This is a genomic window from Micromonospora jinlongensis, assembly GCF_013410645.1.
GTDB classification, from domain to species: Bacteria; Actinomycetota; Actinomycetes; order Mycobacteriales; family Micromonosporaceae; genus Micromonospora; species Micromonospora zamorensis.
In genome coordinates, this window is sequence record NZ_JACCHK010000001.1 from 6075084 (window position 1) to 6091422 (window position 16339).

Here is a 16339-nt window from a genome sequence, read left to right on the forward strand (position 1 = left end):
ATCAGGATCTCCTCAGGCCGGTGCCCCCGGCGAGCGCCGGACGACGAAGGCGTCGGGCATCCGGAAGGTGAGATTGTCCGGGCACCAGGGCGGACGTACCACCCGCACCCCGTCCAGCAGCGGTGCCGCCTCGGCCACCACCACGGCCGCCTCCATGCGGGCCAGCACGTCACCCACGCAACGGTGCGCGCCCGCCCCGAACGCCAGATGCCGGCGCGACCCGCGCTGACCCGGGCGGAACTCGTCGGGGGACCGCACGACAGCCGGGTCCCGACCGGCGCGACCCAGCCACAGCACGAGACTGCTGCCGGCCGGCACCGAGATGCCGCCCAGCGTGCTGTCCGTCGCCGCCACCCGCCGCCAGGTGACGATCGGAGGTTCCAGCCGCAACCCCTCCTCCACCACGTCGGCCACCGCGACCTCACCGGTGCGCAGGCCGGCCCGGACCGCGGGCTCGCCGGCCAGCCGGTGCAGCAGCAGGGTGAGGAACTGCGAGGTGGTCTCCTGCCCGGCGACCAGCAGGAAGAAGAGCGCGCCGACCACCACGTCCGGCGGGTGCCCGGCCGCGCGCAGCTCGGCGGCCAACCCGCCGCCGGTGGTCGCGAAGTCGCGCAGTACGCGGTGGAACCGTCCCACCTCGGCGGCGAGCGTCACCTGCCGGTCGACGTCCAGCGGAGCCCAGAACAACTCCAGCGCGGCGCGGGCGAACTCCTTGACCGCGCCGACCGGGGCGTTCGGCAGCTCCACCAGCTGGGCCAGCACCAGCAGCGGCAGGTCGGCGGCGAGGTCCGCGTACAGGTCGACCGGCTCGCCGGCGTCGAGGGCCGTGCCGAGCCGAGCGACCCGGTCCCGGACCAGCGCGGTCAGCCAGGGCCGCTGCGCGGCGACCCGGGCGGGGTGCAGCGCGTCGGCGACGATCGCCCGGATCTGCGGGTGGCTCGCGCCCGAGTTGTTGGCGAGGGTCGGCGGCAGCCGGAACCGGTGACCGGCCAGCACCCGCAGCGCGGTCACCGGCATCGGCGTCACCGCGTCCAGCGCGTTGTCCGGCCGATAGGTGACCGGGTCGGCGAGGACCTGACGGACCAACGCGTGCCGGGTGACGACCAGGTGGGTGCCGCCGACGTGGTCCGGCACCCGGGCCACGTCCGGCCACGCGGGGTCGGTCACCTGCGCCCAGCTGCGGAACAGCACCCGGACACGCTAGCCGGGGGCGCCCGGCAGCCCGGCGCGCAACCTCCAGACGGTGGTGCGCTTCACCCGGACGCTCTCCAGAGCCTCCGGCACCGGCACGTCGTACGCCGCCAGCTCGTCGAAGCGGTCCCGGGGCAGGAACGCCCGGCCGGGGTCACCGACCAGCGCCGGTGCGCCGGCCCGGGTGGCGCGCAGCAGGAACCGCAGCACCCGGCGGGCCATCGCGTCGCTGTAGAAGACGTCACCGGCGAGCACCACCTCGGCGTCCCCGGCGTCGCCGTCGAGGATGTCGCCGAACTCGGCGTCGACGCGTACCCCGTTGGCCTCCGCGTTGAGGGCGACCGCCGCCACCGCCAGCTCGTCGACCTCGACGGCCCGCACCGACGCCGCGCCGGCGCGGGCGGCGGCGATGGCCACCAGGCCGGAGCCGGAGGCGAGGTCGAGCACCCGATGGCCGGCGACCAGCTCCGGGTGGTCGGTCACGTAACGGGCGAGCGCCTGCCCGCCGGCCCAGGCGAACGCCCAGAACGGCGGCGGCCGGTCGGTGGAGAACTCGCCCTCGGTCAGCTCCCACAGCCCGATCGGTTCGTCCGCCTGGTGCAGTCGCACCTCGGGGACGAACGGGACCGGGGCCAGCCGGGCGTGCAGCCGGACGAACGTGCTGGAGAGCTCGGACACGTCGCCGATTGTCCCAGCGGCCCGCTGTCCGGCGTGTCGCGGGGGAGCGGTGACCGGTTCACCACCGTCGGTGAAAACCCACCCCGTCCTTGCCGGTCGGTGCGAACACACCCGTCTGGTCCGGCCGACGGGCCGCTCCTAGCGTTGCTCAGTGGAGACGACCGAACGGAGGGCGGCGGTGGTGACGGTGTGGCGGTATGCGGTGCGGGTAGGGGTGGTGCTGGCCTGTCTGAGCGGGGTGGAGCTGGCACTGGCCGCTCCGGCGCAGGCGGCGTTCAGCACCGAACTGAGTGGGCTGCCGGCCCGGTTCACCGCCGGTGAGCAGGTGCGCACGGTGTCCGCCGTCGTCTCCCGGACGGACCGGCGCGGGGGCTGCGTGAAGGTGCGCTGGTCGATGGTGCTGAGCGTGCAGGGCCTCCGGCTCGACCAGGTGAAGATGGACCGGGTGGAGGAGGCCGGTGACTTCCCGCTGCAGATTCAGACCGACGGTGACGTGGCCCGGTTGACCGACCGGCAGCTCGACCCGGGCACGCTCTGCCCGGGGCGCACGGTCACCGCCCGCTACCGGGTGGCCTTCGCCGAGGACGTCACCCAGGGGCGGGTCACCCTCGCCGCCGAGGCGTACGACGCCAACGCGCGCCTGCTGGCCCGACAGACGGCCACCCGCTCGGTGGTGGGTGCGGGTGGCACCCCGACCAGCACGCCGAAGCCGACCGCCACCCCGTCGGAGCCCAGCGAGACACCGAGCGCGCCGGCCGAGGAGGAGAGCACGTCCGCCCAGGAGCCGGTGGGGGACTACCCGGTCGACGCCGCGCCACCCGCGCCCGGTCGCCCGGTCTCGCAGACCGGCGGGTTCGGGGTGGTGCAGGCCGCGTTCCTGCTCGGCGGGCTGCTGCTCTTTCTCGGGATGGGGTTGCTGCTGCGGCTACGACACCTGACCCGGGCCGCGGGCGGAGATGCCACGGAGCCCGACGACCCACCGGTGGACCGGCGCTGGGAGCGCCCCGCCACCGCCGACCGTTGGCGACCGGCCCGCCGCTGACCTGAGGGCCGTGGGGGCCGGCGGACCTGCCGCCGACCCCCACGGTTTTTCAGTTCGAGAACGCCTGGAACTCGGCGATCCTGACCTGCGACCGGGCCGGACTGGCCGTGGCGCAGTCCGTCGTGGTGGCCGGGTCGTCGTCCTGCTCGCCCGCGTAGTGCGGGCCACCGGTGCACTGACTCGCCAGCACCTCAAGTCGCAGGTGGGTGGCGACGGTGCTGGGCACCGCGAACGTCCGGAGGTTGATGTCCCGGCTGTACGCCCGGTACGCCCCGCCGGGGAACGCGTCGCCCGCGCTGGTGTAGATGCGCTGCCACCGCGCCGGGTCGGCGCAGTCGGTGGTCGTGGCGTTGCAGGCGGACACCGCGAACGAGCGCAGCGCGCTGAGCGCGTTCTGACTGCCGGTGTCGGCGTCGCCGGCGATCGCCGGGCGCAGCATCGCGCTGACGTTCACCCGCTTGACCGTCTGCGGGGCGCCCCCGGGCAGCGCCACGGTGAGCTGCCGGCCGGCCACCCCGTCCAGGGAGGCCCAGTTCGTCGCCTCGGTGTCGTCGGCGACCCGGTCCAGGTTGACCCCGTCGCCGGTGATCGTCGCCCCGGACGCGGTGGACGCCAGGTTACGGCTCATCCGCAGGTCCACGTACCCGTCCTGACCGGCCCGGGCGACCACGCTGATCCGCTGGTGCCCGAAGCCGGGCGCGACGGCCAACAGGTCGTACGTGCCGGCCACCATCTCCACGGTGTCCGGGATCGGCGTCGCCGGGTCGGTGTCGGCCACCGGCACGGCCCGCGCCTCGTACGCCCCGACGTACACCCGGATCGGCGCGTCGGCGCTGTCCCCGCGTGGGCGCAGGGTGAGCGTCGCGTTGCCACCGCGCGGCGAGGCGAAACTCGGCGTCGGGTCGGTGTCGCCGGCACCGTTGGTGGCGGCGTCCCGGCCCATCCCGGAGCGGGCGAACTCGGCCCAGATCAGGTCCTGGTTCGCGCCGCCGAAGCGGAGCAGGTCGGCGGTGAGCATGTTGTCGCGCATGTCGAGCATGCTGACCTGGCTGGCGGCCTGGAGCAGGAACGAGTCGAACACCAGCTGTGACCAGCGCCGGTTGCCCGGGCACTGGTCGGCGGCGACCTTCCCCTGGGCGCAGTCGAGCTGCCGCTGCGGGGTGCCGAGGCCGTACCGCTTCACCAGGGCGGAGCGGACCCGGAAGTTGGTGGCACCCCAGATCTCCCCGTCGGCGTGCACGGCCGGGCCGGCGGTGTTGTAGCCGATGTCGGAGTAGTTGAGCGGGCTGCGGCTCAGGTCGTAGTTGCGGATGCCGCTGACCAGGTTGCCGGTGACGTAGCCGCCGGTGATGAAGGGCGTCTCGCCGGGCGCGCGCAGCCCGTGCTGGAAGAGGTACTCGGCGGCGAGCAGGTCGCCCCAGGACTCACCCATCGACCCGCCCTGGTGGCCGCTGATCCCGCTGTCCGGGCCGGCGATCATCCGGTTGGTGATCGCGTGGGTGTACTCGTGGCCGATCACCGTCATGTCGTAGTCGCCGTCCACGCACGGCGGGTACGGCCCGCCGGCCTGCGGCTGCCACAGGTACATGTTGGTGGTCGGCGGCAGCCCGTCGCGCGGGGTGCCCTGGTTGGCGTTGTTCCGGTTGCCGGTCAGCGCGCCCTGCTGGGCGCGGCCCTGCTCGGCGTCACCGCCCAGACCGGACGGGGTGAGGTTGACCGCCTGGAGGTTCCACGCCGACTCGGTGAAGCCCAACTGGTACGACCAGTCGTGCATCCGGTTGTGCATGGCGAACAGGTTGGCGATCGACGCGTCGGCGTCGTTGCGCTGGGCGGAGGTGAAAACCTCCGGGTTGCACTTCGACTGGTGCCACTGGTCGGTGAAGGGGTATTCGTAGCGACGGTCCGGGCTGGTGGGCGCCGGGACGACCGGGGTGCCGGCACCCCAGGAGAGCACCGTGTTGGCCGAGTTGCCGCGCGAGGTGAAGGTCGGCGTGCCGGTGGCCGCGTCGACGTCCCACGGCTGGCCGGTGGCCGGGTCGCGCCAGGCGGCCTGGCAGCCGGGTGCCGGGTCGCCGCACCAGCGCACCCGGGGGTCCTGCCCGGGGCCGAGGTCGCGGGGCGGGGTGGCCGGGAAGACCGCCCAGCTCGGGTTGTCGGAGTCGAAGTCGACGAGGTCCTCGCGGACCAGCACCTGCCCGGTGCTGCCGTCCACGTAGCTGGTGAACGCGGCCGGGTGCTCGGTGTCCGCGCCGATCATGGTCACCTCGTAGGCGGCCCGTGGCCCGTCCAGCGGGGTGGGTACGGCCACCGACCGGATGGTGTGGCTGGCCACCGCGTCGGCGGTCAGCTTGGCGTCGGCGAGCGCGGCCGCGTACGCCTGCTCGGCGGTGCGGGTGGCCGGTGCCGGTGTTCCGGTGTTGCGGGCCAGCGAGGAGCTGACCGAGAGCACCGTGCCCTTGGCGACCGCGAGGGTGACGAGGCCGTCCGGCCCGGCGGGCAGGTCGCCGAACCGTTGCCGGAGGGTGACCACGGCACCGCTGCCGATCGGCCGGACCAGCACTCGTTCCATGGCGGCCACCGAGGCGGCGTCCAGCCCGAACAGGTCGCGGTTGGCGGTCAGGTAGGCGCGTGCGGCGGCCTCCGGATCGGCGGGCAGCCCGGTGGCGAGAGGGGTACGGCCGGGGCCGAGCGCCTGCGGGGTGCCGAGCCGGTTCCACCGGACGTCGGGGTCGGCGGCGCGGGCCAGGCCGCGCTGGCGGGCGTCGGGTGCCGCCGTACCGGTGCGGTTGTCGACGTCTGCGGGCTCGTGGCCCTCGGCGAATGGTCCGGAACTGCGCGCGGCGGACGCCGTGTTGCCGGTGGGGGCCGCGGTGCTCACGCCGGTGGGGAGCAGCGCGGCGACCGTCGCCGTCGTTGCCAGGACGGCGATGAGCCGGCGTCGACGCCGGCTCATCGGGGGTAACCACTCCGGTTGTGGCACGGGACCTCCTCGTGGGAGCGGGATGGCCGGCGATCGCCGGCCGTCAGTGCGCGATGACGCATGTGCATCTGTGGATATCAGTCGATCGTGATGGCGGCAAGGGCTGGGGACACCCACGGGCCAGGAGATCGAAGTCTTCGGCCTGATCCCGGTGATCGACATGCTGCTCGGCGACGACCGGCAGAGCCCATCGACGGCGGCCACCACGTTCGGTGGCGGCCGTCGCGCTGGTGCCGCCGCTGTGGCGGCGGGTGATGGATGGGCGGGTGCTCGCCCCTACGGCGGCGACGGCACACGGGCCGACGACCACCGCCGGAGCGTGACGCCACGGGAGGGGTCAGTCGTTCGGCGCCCAGTCAGGGTCGCGGCCGAAGGCGGCCAGGAGGTGGTCCTGCTCGTCGGCGTCGTCGGGCACCCGCACCCCGGTCTGGACCAGGTTGTTGCGCCGGTAGTCGTCGATCTCGTTGGCGAACCACCGGGCGGCCACGCGCACGGCGTCCGGATCGAGCCGAGGCTGTACGCCGATCGCCACCGCCACGTCCCAGCCGTGGATGAGGTGCTCGGCGAGGAGTTGCTGGAGGTATTCCGCGGCGGGGGTGTCGCCACCGGAGAGGTGCACGGTGCGGTCGATCGTGCCGGGATGGGTGGCGGCGATCTCGGCCTGGGCGGCCGCCTCCCGCGCCGCCGCGATCGGGTCGGCGCCGAGCTGGTCACCGTCGAGTCGGTCGCCGACCTCGTCGATGGTCCGGCCGGCGAGCAGCGGAACGCTCCACCGGTCCTCGTTCACCACGTGGTTGACCAGCGTGCGCACGTCCCAGTCCGAGCAGGGTGTCGGGTCGGACCACTGGCCGGGCTCGACCTGGTCCACCCGGTCGATGAACTCGGCCAGGCTCCGGCGGTACGCCTCCAGCAGATCCATGCTGCCGATTGTTCCGGTCGGCGGGGCGGGACGAGCGGTTTTGCCCGGCCTGGTGTGGGTGATTGCGCTGGCCGCCCGGCTCAGTCCAGGTCGGTGGGGTCCAGGCCGAGCTCCCGGGCGGTGACCAGCCGGACCCACTCGCCGAACTGCCGGCGTGAGATCACCCGGTCGTGCACGGCGAGTTGGACGGCAAGGCCGTCCATGACCGCGCTGATCCGCCAGGCGGCCCCGTCCGGGTCGGCGCACTGGAAGGTGCCGTCGGCCACGCCCGCCGAGATCACCGCGGCCAGGTCCTGACGCCAGCGCAGGTCGAGTCGGCGGGAGACCTTCTCCAACTCCGGCGTACGCAGCGACTCGGACCAGCCGTCGATCCACATCGACCACGAGGCGCCCCGGCCGGCCGGGGTGTAGAGCTTGAGGATCCGGCGGAGCTTGGTCAGCGGTGGGGCCGAGGACCGGGTCACCACGTCCAGTCGGGCGAGATCCTGCTCGACCGCGTACGCGAAGGCCTGTGAGAGCAACCGTTCCTTGGTGGCGAAATGGTAGAAAACCAGTGCCTGACTAACGCCGGCGGCCTGCGCCACATCCGCCGTTCGGGTATTGGCCAGCCCGCGCTCCACGATCACGTCACAGGCGGTGCGCAGCAGGGCATCCAGGCGGATCTCGGCCGCACGTCTCGTCACGACCGTTACCGTAGCCCATCCGAGTGAACACGAACAGTTACCACCGCACCCTGATCCGCGCTGCGACAGTCGGAAGCCGGACACTTTCTCAGGCCCTCTTCGGTCGTTCTCCAAGGAGTGTCCGTCGAGGTCCGCGGGCACGGGCTGATGCGCGCGTACACCCTTGTCGGGACCTGCGACACGGTGATGACGATCATTGCCTAATGGTTTCGGAGGGTGACCGTCCGCAACTAATGGCGGCACCAGACCAGCCCCCTAGGAAGCCCTTCGGGATGGCGCTGATCCCACCCGCGCCGAGGGCGGGACGCGCCGAGGCGACCCCGAGTTGGCAGTCGTTCACCGGCTCGGCTAAAGTTCTCATCCGTCACCCGGGAACGTCCGGGGGCGTGCGGACGTAGCGCAGCTGGTAGCGCATCACCTTGCCAAGGTGAGGGTCGCGGGTTCGAATCCCGTCGTCCGCTCGGAGCTGCCGCCACGCATGACGGGGGCAACCTCGGTGGGGTGGCCGAGAGGCGAGGCAACGGCCTGCAAAGCCGTGTACGCGGGTTCAAATCCCGTCCCCACCTCGGCAACAAGCACGGGCGATTGGCGCAGTGGGAGCGCGCTTCCTTGACACGGAAGAGGTCACTGGTTCAAACCCAGTATCGCCCACCACAGAGAACGGCTCGTCACCGAAAGCCCGGTGACGAGCCGTTCTGCTTATCCGCTGGGGCTCATCCGACGCTGAGCCGGTAGCCGATCCCGCGAACGGTGTGCACGCGCAGGGTGTCGTCGGCGGCGCGCAGTTTGCGGCGTAACCGCTTGACGGCCGAGTGCAGGATCGACGTGTCGCCGAGGTACGCGCCGCCCCAGACCGACTCGAAGAGCCTCTCGTACGTCCAGACCCCGACCGGTGCGGTGGCGAGCTGGGTGAGCAGGCGACGCTCGAGGCGGGTCAGGGCCAGCGGTTGTCCGCGCCACGTCACCAGATGGCCGAGTGGGTCGATCGTGAGGTCGCCGAGACTGGTCCGGCCGGCGGTGACGGTGGCGGGAGCGGCTGCGGCGGGACTGGGCGCGGGAACGGTCGCGGAGGTGGAGAGCCGTGCTGGCCGGCTGCTGGCCGGCGGGCCGATCATCGCCTGCAACTCCGCGAGGTCGGTGCAGATCACCAGGGTGCCGAGGCCGTTCAGGCGCCGCACCATCCGCTCGCGCACCGACACGTCGGCGGTCACGCAGAACACGAGGGACACATCGTCGATCACTGTTGTACCTCCCCAGGGCCAGTGAAAGACAACGCTGTCTGAACCCCGTAGTCAATGGTTTGCGCACCCCGTGACCTACTCGGGTTCGCTGACGTCGCGCTGTCCGCCTTGCTTGCACACCGCGTTCTGCGCGCCGCCGAGCGGATCAGGCTGGCTCAGAATCTCCCGTTCGACCGGCGCGGCCACGCCCTCCGCCGGGATTCCGAACACCCGGGCATAGGCCGGCACGAACGAGGCAGGTCGGTGGTTTCGGCGCCGAGGGCGACCAGGCCGTCGGCATCCTGTGACCGGCGGTACTTTGTCGAACGTTCCAGATAGCGGGTAGCGTTCAGGCATGGCACGCACCCGTGAGTTCGACCTCGACGCCGCGGTCAACGCGGCGATGGAGGTGTTCCGGACCAAGGGCTACGAGGGCACCTCCATGCGCGACCTCGCCGAGGCCACCGGCCTGGGCAGCGGCTCGATCTACGCCGCGTTCGGCAGCAAGGACGGGCTCTACCTGGCGGTGCTCGACCTGTACCGGCAGCGCTACGCCACCCCGATGGTCGATCTGCTGCGCTCCGGCAACGACGCGCGAGCGGTCATCCGTGAGATGTTCGTCGGCACGGTGGACGGCATCACCGGCGACGGCCAGCACCTCTCCTGTCTCATCGTCGGCGCGTCGATGGAGCGCGCACACCAGGACCAGCGGGTCGCCGACCGGCTCCGGTCGACGACGCAGTCCCTGGAGTCGGCGCTCTACGACCTGCTGGCCGAGGCCCAGCTGCGGGGCCAGATCACGTCCGCTCGCAGCGCCACCGATCTGGCCGGCTTCCTGGTGACCAGCCTCCAGGGTCTGCGGGTGATGGGCGCCATCAACCCGGACCGGGCGGCGCTGACGCGCTACGCCGAGGTCGCGCTCACTTGCCTGGACTGAGTGGGGTGTCGCGCGCACGGGCCGACCACCTCGATCGAGGCGGCCGGCCCGTGACGCTGAGCCCTCACAGCGGCGGCGCGATGTCCCGCCGCTCCTCGACCTGGCGGTACTCCACCGGCTGCTCGGTGGTGGTGACGACCTGGCGGCGGCGACTGAAGATCAGCGTGGTCATGATCAGGCCGAGCACGCCGGCTCCCATCAGGATCCAGCCGACCACGTCCAGGTCGATGCCGCCGACGCTCGCATCCAGCGCGAAGGTGAGGATCGCGCCGAGCGCGATGAGGAAGATGCTGGTGCCGATACCCACGACAGCCTCCTTAAGGGGGTGTGGTGTGCTGTCGAGATTCCTCAATACCCCGCCGCCGACCAGTGCAACCGCAACCGCCCAGGGTGCCGCGCCAAGCGATCTTGGCATCAGGTAGAGTTCACCTGTCGCCGGCGGTTGTCGGGGACGTGCGGACGTAGCGCAGCTGGTAGCGCATCACCTTGCCAAGGTGAGGGTCGCGGGTTCGAATCCCGTCGTCCGCTCGCGATGTGCCCCACGGGGCCACCACGGGCGATTGGCGCAGTGGGAGCGCGCTTCCTTGACACGGAAGAGGTCACTGGTTCAAACCCAGTATCGCCCACCAACAGCCCTTGACCTGGGCAAACGTGAATCGACTACTGGCAGTGCGCGACCCGTCGCGGCCGGATGCGCGGTGAGCTGAGGAAACGCGACGGCACTGTTGGCGCGGTGCGAGACGAGATGGTGCCTGGCGAGGAACCCAATCAGCTGTTGCGGTCGGACGAGGACGCGCGTCGGCTGTGACTCGACCACCGTCAGCCGACGCGCCCGGAAGCGAACTGGTGGTTGTACTGCTGCTCTTGATCGATGAGCGATGGGAGCATCGGCCGGCGGAGCGACTGGCATGGGCTCAGCTGAAGATATGGCTGCTGGACCAGGCCGGCCAGCGTTCCGCGCTCGACCAGCGCGAGGTCGTGGAGAGGACGGCGTACTACGTGGCGCAGATGCGTGATGCCGGAATGGCGGCTTCGAGCCTGCCGTCGGCGGATACCGTGGTCCGGGCCTGCCTGGATGCCATACCCGTGTCCCTCGACCACGTCGCCGTGCTGACCGACCGGCAAAATCTGCACGCACTGGAGCGCCAGCAGATGCTTGATTCGCGGCGCGCCAAGAACCTTCCGGACTTATGACCCTCTCAACCCCTGAGTAGGCAGCGATCGAGTCCAGCTGATGCGGAGTCGGCGGTCGCGGCGCCCTGGCGGCCTGGGCTCTGGTGGGACCGAGCCGGTTCCCCCGGCCGATCAATCGTTGCGCTCGCCATCAGGTGGCTGGTCAGGCACCGCCAACTCACCTGATTGCAAGCGAACTTCCGGGCACGGACGGGGCGTATTGGATGGGCCGGAACCGACCTGACCGGGGCGACAGGTCTCGACAAGTATCAACCCAAGACTCGTCTGCGGAACAGAAGGTTAGGGTTCGAATCCCTTCGGGCGCGCATAGCACCAGGTGAGCCTGGTTGGACAACGCTCAATGCTCCGGACGCTGAACCGGCTCTCCTTCCGCCCGGGATCTTGCCTGCGGAGGCGTCAGGAACTCCCGGCCGTTCGTTCGGGTGACCGAGGGTCCCGGCGTCGGTCGAGACCCGGGACCCTCGGATTGTTCGATACCGCTGAGGATTCGCTCCGCCCGGGGTCAGGGCTGCTGCGAGACAGTCGCGCAGTTGGAGACCTCGGGCATGCCGTTCAGGCGGTTGCTAAGCCAGGTGACCGCGGTGCCCTGGTCGACGAGCAGGGAGTCGACGTGGTTCAGCATCGGGCTGGGGCCATCGATGCCCGAGATCGGGGCGTAGACGACGTTGCCGCCGCGCAGGCACCAGTCGAGGGCCAGCTGGCGGGCCTGCGCGTGCTGGACGAGGTTGTCGTGCACGCCGGTGGCGACACGCACGATCCCGGCCGGCTTCTGCGTTCCGATCCGCTGCTGCTCGAAGGGCACCCGGAACTGGGGGTCGGCCGCGAATATCGCCGAGATGGACTGCCCGGTCTTCGTCCAGGCCGTGCTGCGCTGGTAGGAGTAGGTGAACATCGCGTCCCACAGGCACCTGGTGGAGAGGTCCTTGAGGACCGCCCTGCCGATGAAGCTGAGGTGCTTATCCAGCAGGGCCTGGAAGGACGGGTCGGACTGCACGAACCCGTTCAAGTTCCAGCCGATGGCACCGACCAGTTCGGTGCCATCGATACCCGCCCCGACCGCAGCGAGGTCGGCCGGTGCCGCGCCCACATAGCTCGCGCGCACGGGGACGTCCGGCGCGTAGGTCGGCTGGAGCTCGAGTGCCGCGCCGACCGCCCCGCCGCCCTGGCTGAACCCGTACAGACCGGTCGGTGAGTCGACGGTGACGGACGCACCGGGCAGGGATCGTGCAGCCCGCGCGGCGTCGAGCACCGCGTGACCCTCGTCGAGCCGGTTGACGTAGGTGTGCACCCGATCCGTGGTTCCCAGGCCGATGTAATCGGTGACGGCGACCGCGATGCCCTTGCTCAGCAGCCGGTACATCGACAGATTTTCGACCCCGATCGAGAGGGTGCTGTCACCAAAGGCGACCACGTTCTGCAGTCCCAGGGAGGCGGAACACTGATCGCCCTGACCCATCGTTCCCGGCGCGACGACGACCAACGGGCGCGGGCCGCTGCCCGACCACCTCGCCGATGGCTCGATGTACGCACCGGTCACGGCGGCGGGCTGGCCGTTCGAGTCGGTGGTCTTGTACATGATCCGGGTTGCCCGTCCCGGAAGGGGTCTGCCGTCCAGGCCCGGTAGCGACAGCGACAGCGGCAGCGGTTCGCTGCGTACCAGAGCCCCGTTCTCGGCGGGCAACTGGGCGGGCGGGGAGTAGAACGCGGGAATCGTGATGCCCCGGGACACGGTGTTGGCACTCGCTGCGGCTCCTGGGAGCGCTGCCAGACCGAGTCCGACCACGGCGGCGAGTGCCGCAGTGCGGGCGAGAGTGCGTGCGGACATGCGGTGGACCTCCATTGATGAGGGTGATTGACATGACCGCAGGGGTGCTTCGACGTCCGAGACGCTAAACCCTGCGGGTGAGACGTGAGGTGGCGGGCAGGCACGCGCTTCCTCGGCGCGGGTCAACCCAACTGCACGCCAATGTTTCCGTCATGTGACCATTGGTCACATGACCAGTGGTCACATTAGCCCTCTCCGGTAGGGGCGACAAGACCCGTCGATCGCTCTCGTTCGATGCGTGTCAAGGATCTTGGACAGTGATTCGGGTTGCTGATCAGGCTGCTGGTCGCTGTTGCCGGTGGCTCGGTAAGGACTTCGGCGGGGGTGCGGTAGCCCAGCCGGGAGTGCAGGCGTTGCCGGTTGTAGAACACTTCGATGTACTCGGCCACGGCCAACGGTGGCTGTCTCCGCACGGGCGCGGGCCTGCCACGCGGAGAACGTCGAGCGGGGCACGGCCAGCAGTCGGCACATGAACACGATCGGGTAGGTGGCCTTCTCCGCCTCAATCACCGCGCAGCGCGCCGCTACGGGTGCGTCCGGGCTAAGAAGGCCGTGGCTTTTACGGGAACTCGTTCTCCATCCGCAGCCGGCGGACCTCGTCTTCCCACTCTTGCGCGCGGGCGTGATCCGCAGGCGACAGTGCAGGCTCGGGTGCCGGGTTCGCCCGCCGCCACGCGTTGACCCAGCTGCCAAAGGTCCGTCGTGGATAGCAAGATCGCGGGCGACCTCCGCAACCGGACGGCCGGTTTCGATCACCAACTGCACCGCCTCAGCCTTGACCTGCGGACTGAGCCACGACGCTGCTCGGACATAGGCCTCTCAGAAGAGAACCCCTGTCCAAAATCCTTGATACACCTCAGTCGCGACCCGGAGATACGGGTGGGACGTCGCGTCGCGTCCGGATGGTGCACGCGGGATCGGTGCCGGGACGAGGGCCGCCGTCAGCGGTGCTCGGCCAAGGAAACGGCCGTTCGTAGGAGCGTGAGCTGGCCCGCCACGACGCCGGTGAAGTTGGGGTCGCGCGCACGTGAGCGAATCGCGGCGCGCCAGGCCTCGTGTGCCGGGCGATGCTCAGAAGTCGGCGGGGCTCCCCGGCGCTGTCTCTTCGATCGCTCCATGGTCGGCGACTACTGTGCAAGAGGCGTTCGACGAGCTGGCAGCGGCGGCGAGTCCAGTGGTGTCGAGGACGTAGCCGTCACGTGTGCGCCCGTTCGGCTCAGCTCGATGGCCACCGCACGACCGATCCACGACCCGGCTCCGGGCAAGACGGCGACCATGTCATCGAAGATACTCACTGCCGGACGGGTACGCGGCTGTTGAGGAACGCGATCTGGTCGGCGACCACGCCCTCGAAGTGAGGGTCGACGTAAGGATCGAAATGGCCGCAGGGATAGGTCTTGAACTCCGAGTCCGGGATTCTCCCGGCGACCCAGCGTGACGCCTTCGTCGGGGTGAGTTCGTCTCGCTCCCCAGCCTGAATCAGTGTCGGGGCGGTGATGCGGTGCGCGCGCAGGCCGGGAGAGTAGCGCGGCATGTGCAGCAGGATGCGGGCTGCGACGCGGTTGCGAGGTAGGAAGCTGTCGACATCCAGGCCCTCGGCGAGTCGTCGCAGGATTCCCGTGCCGTCGTCGTCGAGCATGACGGCGAGGGTGCCGGTGTCTCCGATCGACGGTAGGTAGTAGGGCGAGCGACCGGTGAGCTGCCGTGTCAGGTCCTTGACGGCCGCGACTCCGAGGCGGGTGACGTGGCGGGCTCCCATCGCGATCGTGGCGTGCGGTCCGGAGACGTGGGGGACCTGGGCGATGACTGCGGCGAGGTCGTGGTCGCGGGCCGCGGTGTGCAGGACGTGCCCGCCACTGAGCGAGGAGCCCCAGGCGATGACCCGTCCGGTGTCGACCCCGGGCAGCGCGCGTGCGTAGGCGATGGCTGCCCGCCAGTCTTGCTGTTGGCGGGACAGGCTCAGCAGTTCGCGGGGCCGGCCAGTGCTGTCACCGAAGTGCCGGTAGTCGAAGACGAGGACGGCGTACCCGGCTTCGGCGAAGCGCTGCGCGTAGGCGTCAAGCCGCAGTGTCCGGATCGCGCCGAAGCCATGCGCCATCACGATGACGGGTGGCCGTTCAACGTTCTCGGGCCGGTAAAGCCAGGCGGCGCAAAGTTCTCGGCCTACCGAGAACGTGACATCCGATCGTCGAGCGTTGGCAGGTGTGGTGGGCTCCGGGTTCATCGGATCTCACCAACCAGCGGAAGCCGTTTCCCGGCGCCTCCGCGGGCTCGTTTTGAGCCCCGGGCTCGCTCGACCCGCAAGGTTCGCATGTAGTCGTCGAAGTCCACCTGGATGGTGTGTCGCTTGCTGCGGACGTAGCGTTTCGCGAGTGAGGCGCGGTAGTGGTTGATCTCGGTCTCCATTTCGGGGGTGCCCGGGAGGGCGTAGAGGCCTTGCAGGTGGTCGGCGAGGATCTCGGACTGGCGTTCGGCGATCGGCATGATCGCGCCGAGGGGCTGGATCAGTCCGACGAAGTACAGGTGTTGCGTGGTGGTGGAGAACATCCTCTTGTAGAGGCGGATGTCGTTGCTGTCGCCGGGGTCCAGGAACGCCGGATCGAAGAACGGGAAGCTCAGCTTGTACCCAGTGCAGTAGACGACGAGGTCCGCTTCGACCCGGCTGCCGTCGGTGAACAGGACAGCGTCGCGTTCGAACCGCTCGATGGTGGGCTTCGGGGTGATCTCGCCGTGGGCCAGGCGGTCTAGGATCCGGCTCGACATCGTGGGGTGGGCCTGGGCGAACTTGTGGTCGGGCGCCGGCAGTCCGTACCGGTTCATGGGGCCGGTTGCCGCCTTGAAGAGAAGCCGCGCCAACGGCCAGCGAACGGCGCCGGGGATCCACTCCTTGCCGGCGATCTGGTCGTAAGGCCGGCCGAAGACGTATTTGGGGATGATGTGCACTCCACTGCGGGCTGCCAGGTAGGTTGCTCGTGCGTGGTAGCTGGCGTCGACGGCGATGTCCATGGCGCTGTTGCCCATCCCGAGGACGACGACCCGTTTGCCGGCGAGCTGGGTCTCGCTGGAGTAGCTGTGCGAGTGGATCTGTTCGATGCTCGTCGTGTCGGAGCCGGGAAAGGCGGGTTCGGGCCAGCGCGGGTCCCAATGGTGTCCGTTGGCTACGCAGACGGCGTCGTAGTAGCGACGCTCACCCGTGGTAAGGGTGACCTCGAAGCCGCCGCCGGCCAACGGCTCGACGTGGCTCACCCCGGTGCCGAACACGATCCGGTCACGGAAGCTGAAGTGGTCGACGTAGGCGTCGAAGTAGGCCGCGATCTGGTCGTGGCGGGCGAAGTCCGGCAGATGGTCGGGCATCGGGAAGTCGCTGAACTGCATGCGTTCCCTGGACGTGTTGATGTGCAACGACCGGTACGCGGCAGAGACACCGTTCTTGTTGCCCCACACCCAGTTCCCGCCGACACGGTCGGAGAGCTCGTAGCAGTCGAAGGCGATGCCGCGCTCGTGCAGCACCTTCGCGGTGGCGATCCCCGAGGAACCGGCGCCGATGATGCACGTACGGACCGGAACGGACGACATCGTCGAGCCTCCACACGATTGTGACCGGTGGTCATATGACTGGTGGTCACTGTAAGGTCCCGTCCTGTGGCGCGCAACGCTCCCCCAACACCGT

Annotated in this window: 13 protein-coding genes and 5 tRNA genes; 8 read left to right on the forward strand and 10 right to left on the reverse strand. The window is 70.2% G+C overall.

Annotated elements, in window-relative coordinates:
• Positions 1 to 12 precede the first annotated feature (12 nt).
• Both HNR22_RS27410 and HNR22_RS27415 read right to left on the reverse strand, forming a co-directional pair.
• Entirely contained in the window at positions 13 to 1191 is a 1179-nt protein-coding gene (locus HNR22_RS27410) for a cytochrome P450 (protein ID WP_179782779.1), read from the reverse strand.
• A gap of 9 nt (positions 1192 to 1200) precedes the next feature.
• Positions 1201 to 1869 (reverse strand): 50S ribosomal protein L11 methyltransferase, encoded by a 669-nt coding sequence (locus HNR22_RS27415; protein WP_179782780.1) that lies wholly within the window; start codon positions 1867 to 1869, stop codon positions 1201 to 1203.
• Between the two features lie 151 nt (positions 1870 to 2020).
• Between HNR22_RS27415 and HNR22_RS27420 the strand changes: the two genes are divergently transcribed.
• A complete protein-coding gene (locus tag HNR22_RS27420) occupies positions 2021 to 2911 on the forward strand; it encodes a hypothetical protein (RefSeq protein ID WP_343059987.1) in 891 nt (296 codons plus the stop codon).
• A gap of 49 nt (positions 2912 to 2960) precedes the next feature.
• On the opposite strand, the gene HNR22_RS27425 is transcribed toward HNR22_RS27420, so the two are convergent.
• The 3 genes from HNR22_RS27425 to HNR22_RS27435 all read right to left on the reverse strand — a co-directional run bounded on the left by HNR22_RS27425 (position 2961) and on the right by HNR22_RS27435 (position 7493).
• A complete protein-coding gene (locus tag HNR22_RS27425; RefSeq protein ID WP_179782781.1) occupies positions 2961 to 5891 on the reverse strand; it encodes a M36 family metallopeptidase in 2931 nt (976 codons plus the stop codon).
• A 337-nt stretch (positions 5892 to 6228) separates the two neighbouring features.
• Positions 6229 to 6810 (reverse strand): TIGR03086 family metal-binding protein, encoded by a 582-nt coding sequence (locus tag HNR22_RS27430; protein ID WP_179782782.1) that lies wholly within the window; start codon positions 6808 to 6810, stop codon positions 6229 to 6231.
• A gap of 80 nt (positions 6811 to 6890) precedes the next feature.
• A complete protein-coding gene (locus HNR22_RS27435) occupies positions 6891 to 7493 on the reverse strand; it encodes a TetR/AcrR family transcriptional regulator (protein WP_088946899.1) in 603 nt (200 codons plus the stop codon).
• A 388-nt stretch (positions 7494 to 7881) separates the two neighbouring features.
• Here HNR22_RS27435 and HNR22_RS27440 point away from each other — a divergent pair.
• The 3 genes from HNR22_RS27440 (at position 7882) to HNR22_RS27450 (ending at position 8147) form a co-directional block, all read left to right on the forward strand.
• Positions 7882 to 7954 (forward strand) — tRNA-Gly (locus tag HNR22_RS27440).
• 34 nt (positions 7955 to 7988) lie between these two features.
• Positions 7989 to 8059 (forward strand) — tRNA-Cys (locus HNR22_RS27445).
• 13 nt (positions 8060 to 8072) lie between these two features.
• A tRNA-Val gene (locus tag HNR22_RS27450) sits at positions 8073 to 8147 on the forward strand.
• A gap of 59 nt (positions 8148 to 8206) precedes the next feature.
• Here HNR22_RS27450 and HNR22_RS27455 read toward each other — a convergent pair.
• Positions 8207 to 8674 carry a winged helix-turn-helix domain-containing protein gene (locus HNR22_RS27455; RefSeq protein WP_179783741.1) on the reverse strand — a complete coding sequence of 156 codons (468 nt, stop codon included), beginning with the start codon at positions 8672 to 8674 and terminating at the stop codon, positions 8207 to 8209.
• A gap of 394 nt (positions 8675 to 9068) precedes the next feature.
• Here HNR22_RS27455 and HNR22_RS27460 point away from each other — a divergent pair, with 394 nt between their 5' ends.
• Positions 9069 to 9650, forward strand: a complete 582-nt coding sequence (locus tag HNR22_RS27460; protein WP_179782783.1) for a TetR/AcrR family transcriptional regulator — start codon at positions 9069 to 9071, stop codon at positions 9648 to 9650.
• Positions 9651 to 9714: 64 nt separating this feature from the next.
• Here the strand turns inward: HNR22_RS27460 and HNR22_RS31510 are convergent, their stop codons facing one another.
• On the reverse strand, positions 9715 to 9957 hold the full coding sequence (locus tag HNR22_RS31510; RefSeq protein ID WP_088946900.1) for a DUF6458 family protein: 243 nt from the start codon (positions 9955 to 9957) through the stop codon (positions 9715 to 9717).
• A gap of 148 nt (positions 9958 to 10105) precedes the next feature.
• Between HNR22_RS31510 and HNR22_RS27470 the strand changes: the two genes are divergently transcribed.
• From HNR22_RS27470 to HNR22_RS27480, 3 genes are all read left to right on the forward strand, one after another.
• Positions 10106 to 10178: transfer RNA gene (locus HNR22_RS27470), tRNA-Gly, on the forward strand.
• Positions 10179 to 10204: 26 nt separating this feature from the next.
• Positions 10205 to 10279: transfer RNA gene (locus HNR22_RS27475), tRNA-Val, on the forward strand.
• A gap of 217 nt (positions 10280 to 10496) precedes the next feature.
• Positions 10497 to 10844 (forward strand): hypothetical protein, encoded by a 348-nt coding sequence (locus tag HNR22_RS27480; RefSeq protein WP_179782784.1) that lies wholly within the window; start codon positions 10497 to 10499, stop codon positions 10842 to 10844.
• 502 nt (positions 10845 to 11346) lie between these two features.
• Here HNR22_RS27480 and HNR22_RS27485 read toward each other — a convergent pair.
• From HNR22_RS27485 to HNR22_RS27495, 3 genes are all read right to left on the reverse strand, one after another.
• A complete protein-coding gene (locus tag HNR22_RS27485; protein WP_179782785.1) occupies positions 11347 to 12669 on the reverse strand; it encodes a lipase family protein in 1323 nt (440 codons plus the stop codon).
• Positions 12670 to 13960: 1291 nt separating this feature from the next.
• Positions 13961 to 14893: an alpha/beta hydrolase gene (locus HNR22_RS27490; protein WP_179782786.1), complete on the reverse strand. Its 933-nt coding sequence runs from the start codon at positions 14891 to 14893 to the stop codon at positions 13961 to 13963.
• The gene (locus HNR22_RS27495; RefSeq protein WP_179782787.1) at positions 14890 to 16245 is read right to left on the reverse strand and encodes a flavin-containing monooxygenase; all 1356 of its coding nucleotides are present in this window, start codon (positions 16243 to 16245) and stop codon (positions 14890 to 14892) included. The genes HNR22_RS27490 and HNR22_RS27495 overlap by 4 nt, the downstream gene beginning before the upstream one ends.
• Between the last annotated feature and the right edge of the window lie 94 nt (positions 16246 to 16339).

Excerpts from the sequence above, each read along its gene's own strand:
- HNR22_RS27430 (WP_179782782.1), bottom strand. The coding sequence starts at position 6,810 with ATGGATCTGCTGGAGGCGTACCGCCGGAGCCTGGCCGAGTTCATCGAC.
- HNR22_RS27455 (WP_179783741.1), bottom strand. The coding sequence starts at position 8,674 with ATGGTGCGGCGCCTGAACGGCCTCGGCACCCTGGTGATCTGCACCGAC.
- HNR22_RS27460 (WP_179782783.1), top strand. The coding sequence starts at position 9,069 with ATGGCACGCACCCGTGAGTTCGACCTCGACGCCGCGGTCAACGCGGCG.
- HNR22_RS27485 (WP_179782785.1), bottom strand. The coding sequence starts at position 12,669 with ATGTCCGCACGCACTCTCGCCCGCACTGCGGCACTCGCCGCCGTGGTC.
- HNR22_RS27490 (WP_179782786.1), bottom strand. The coding sequence starts at position 14,893 with ATGAACCCGGAGCCCACCACACCTGCCAACGCTCGACGATCGGATGTC.
- HNR22_RS27495 (WP_179782787.1), bottom strand. The coding sequence starts at position 16,245 with ATGTCGTCCGTTCCGGTCCGTACGTGCATCATCGGCGCCGGTTCCTCG.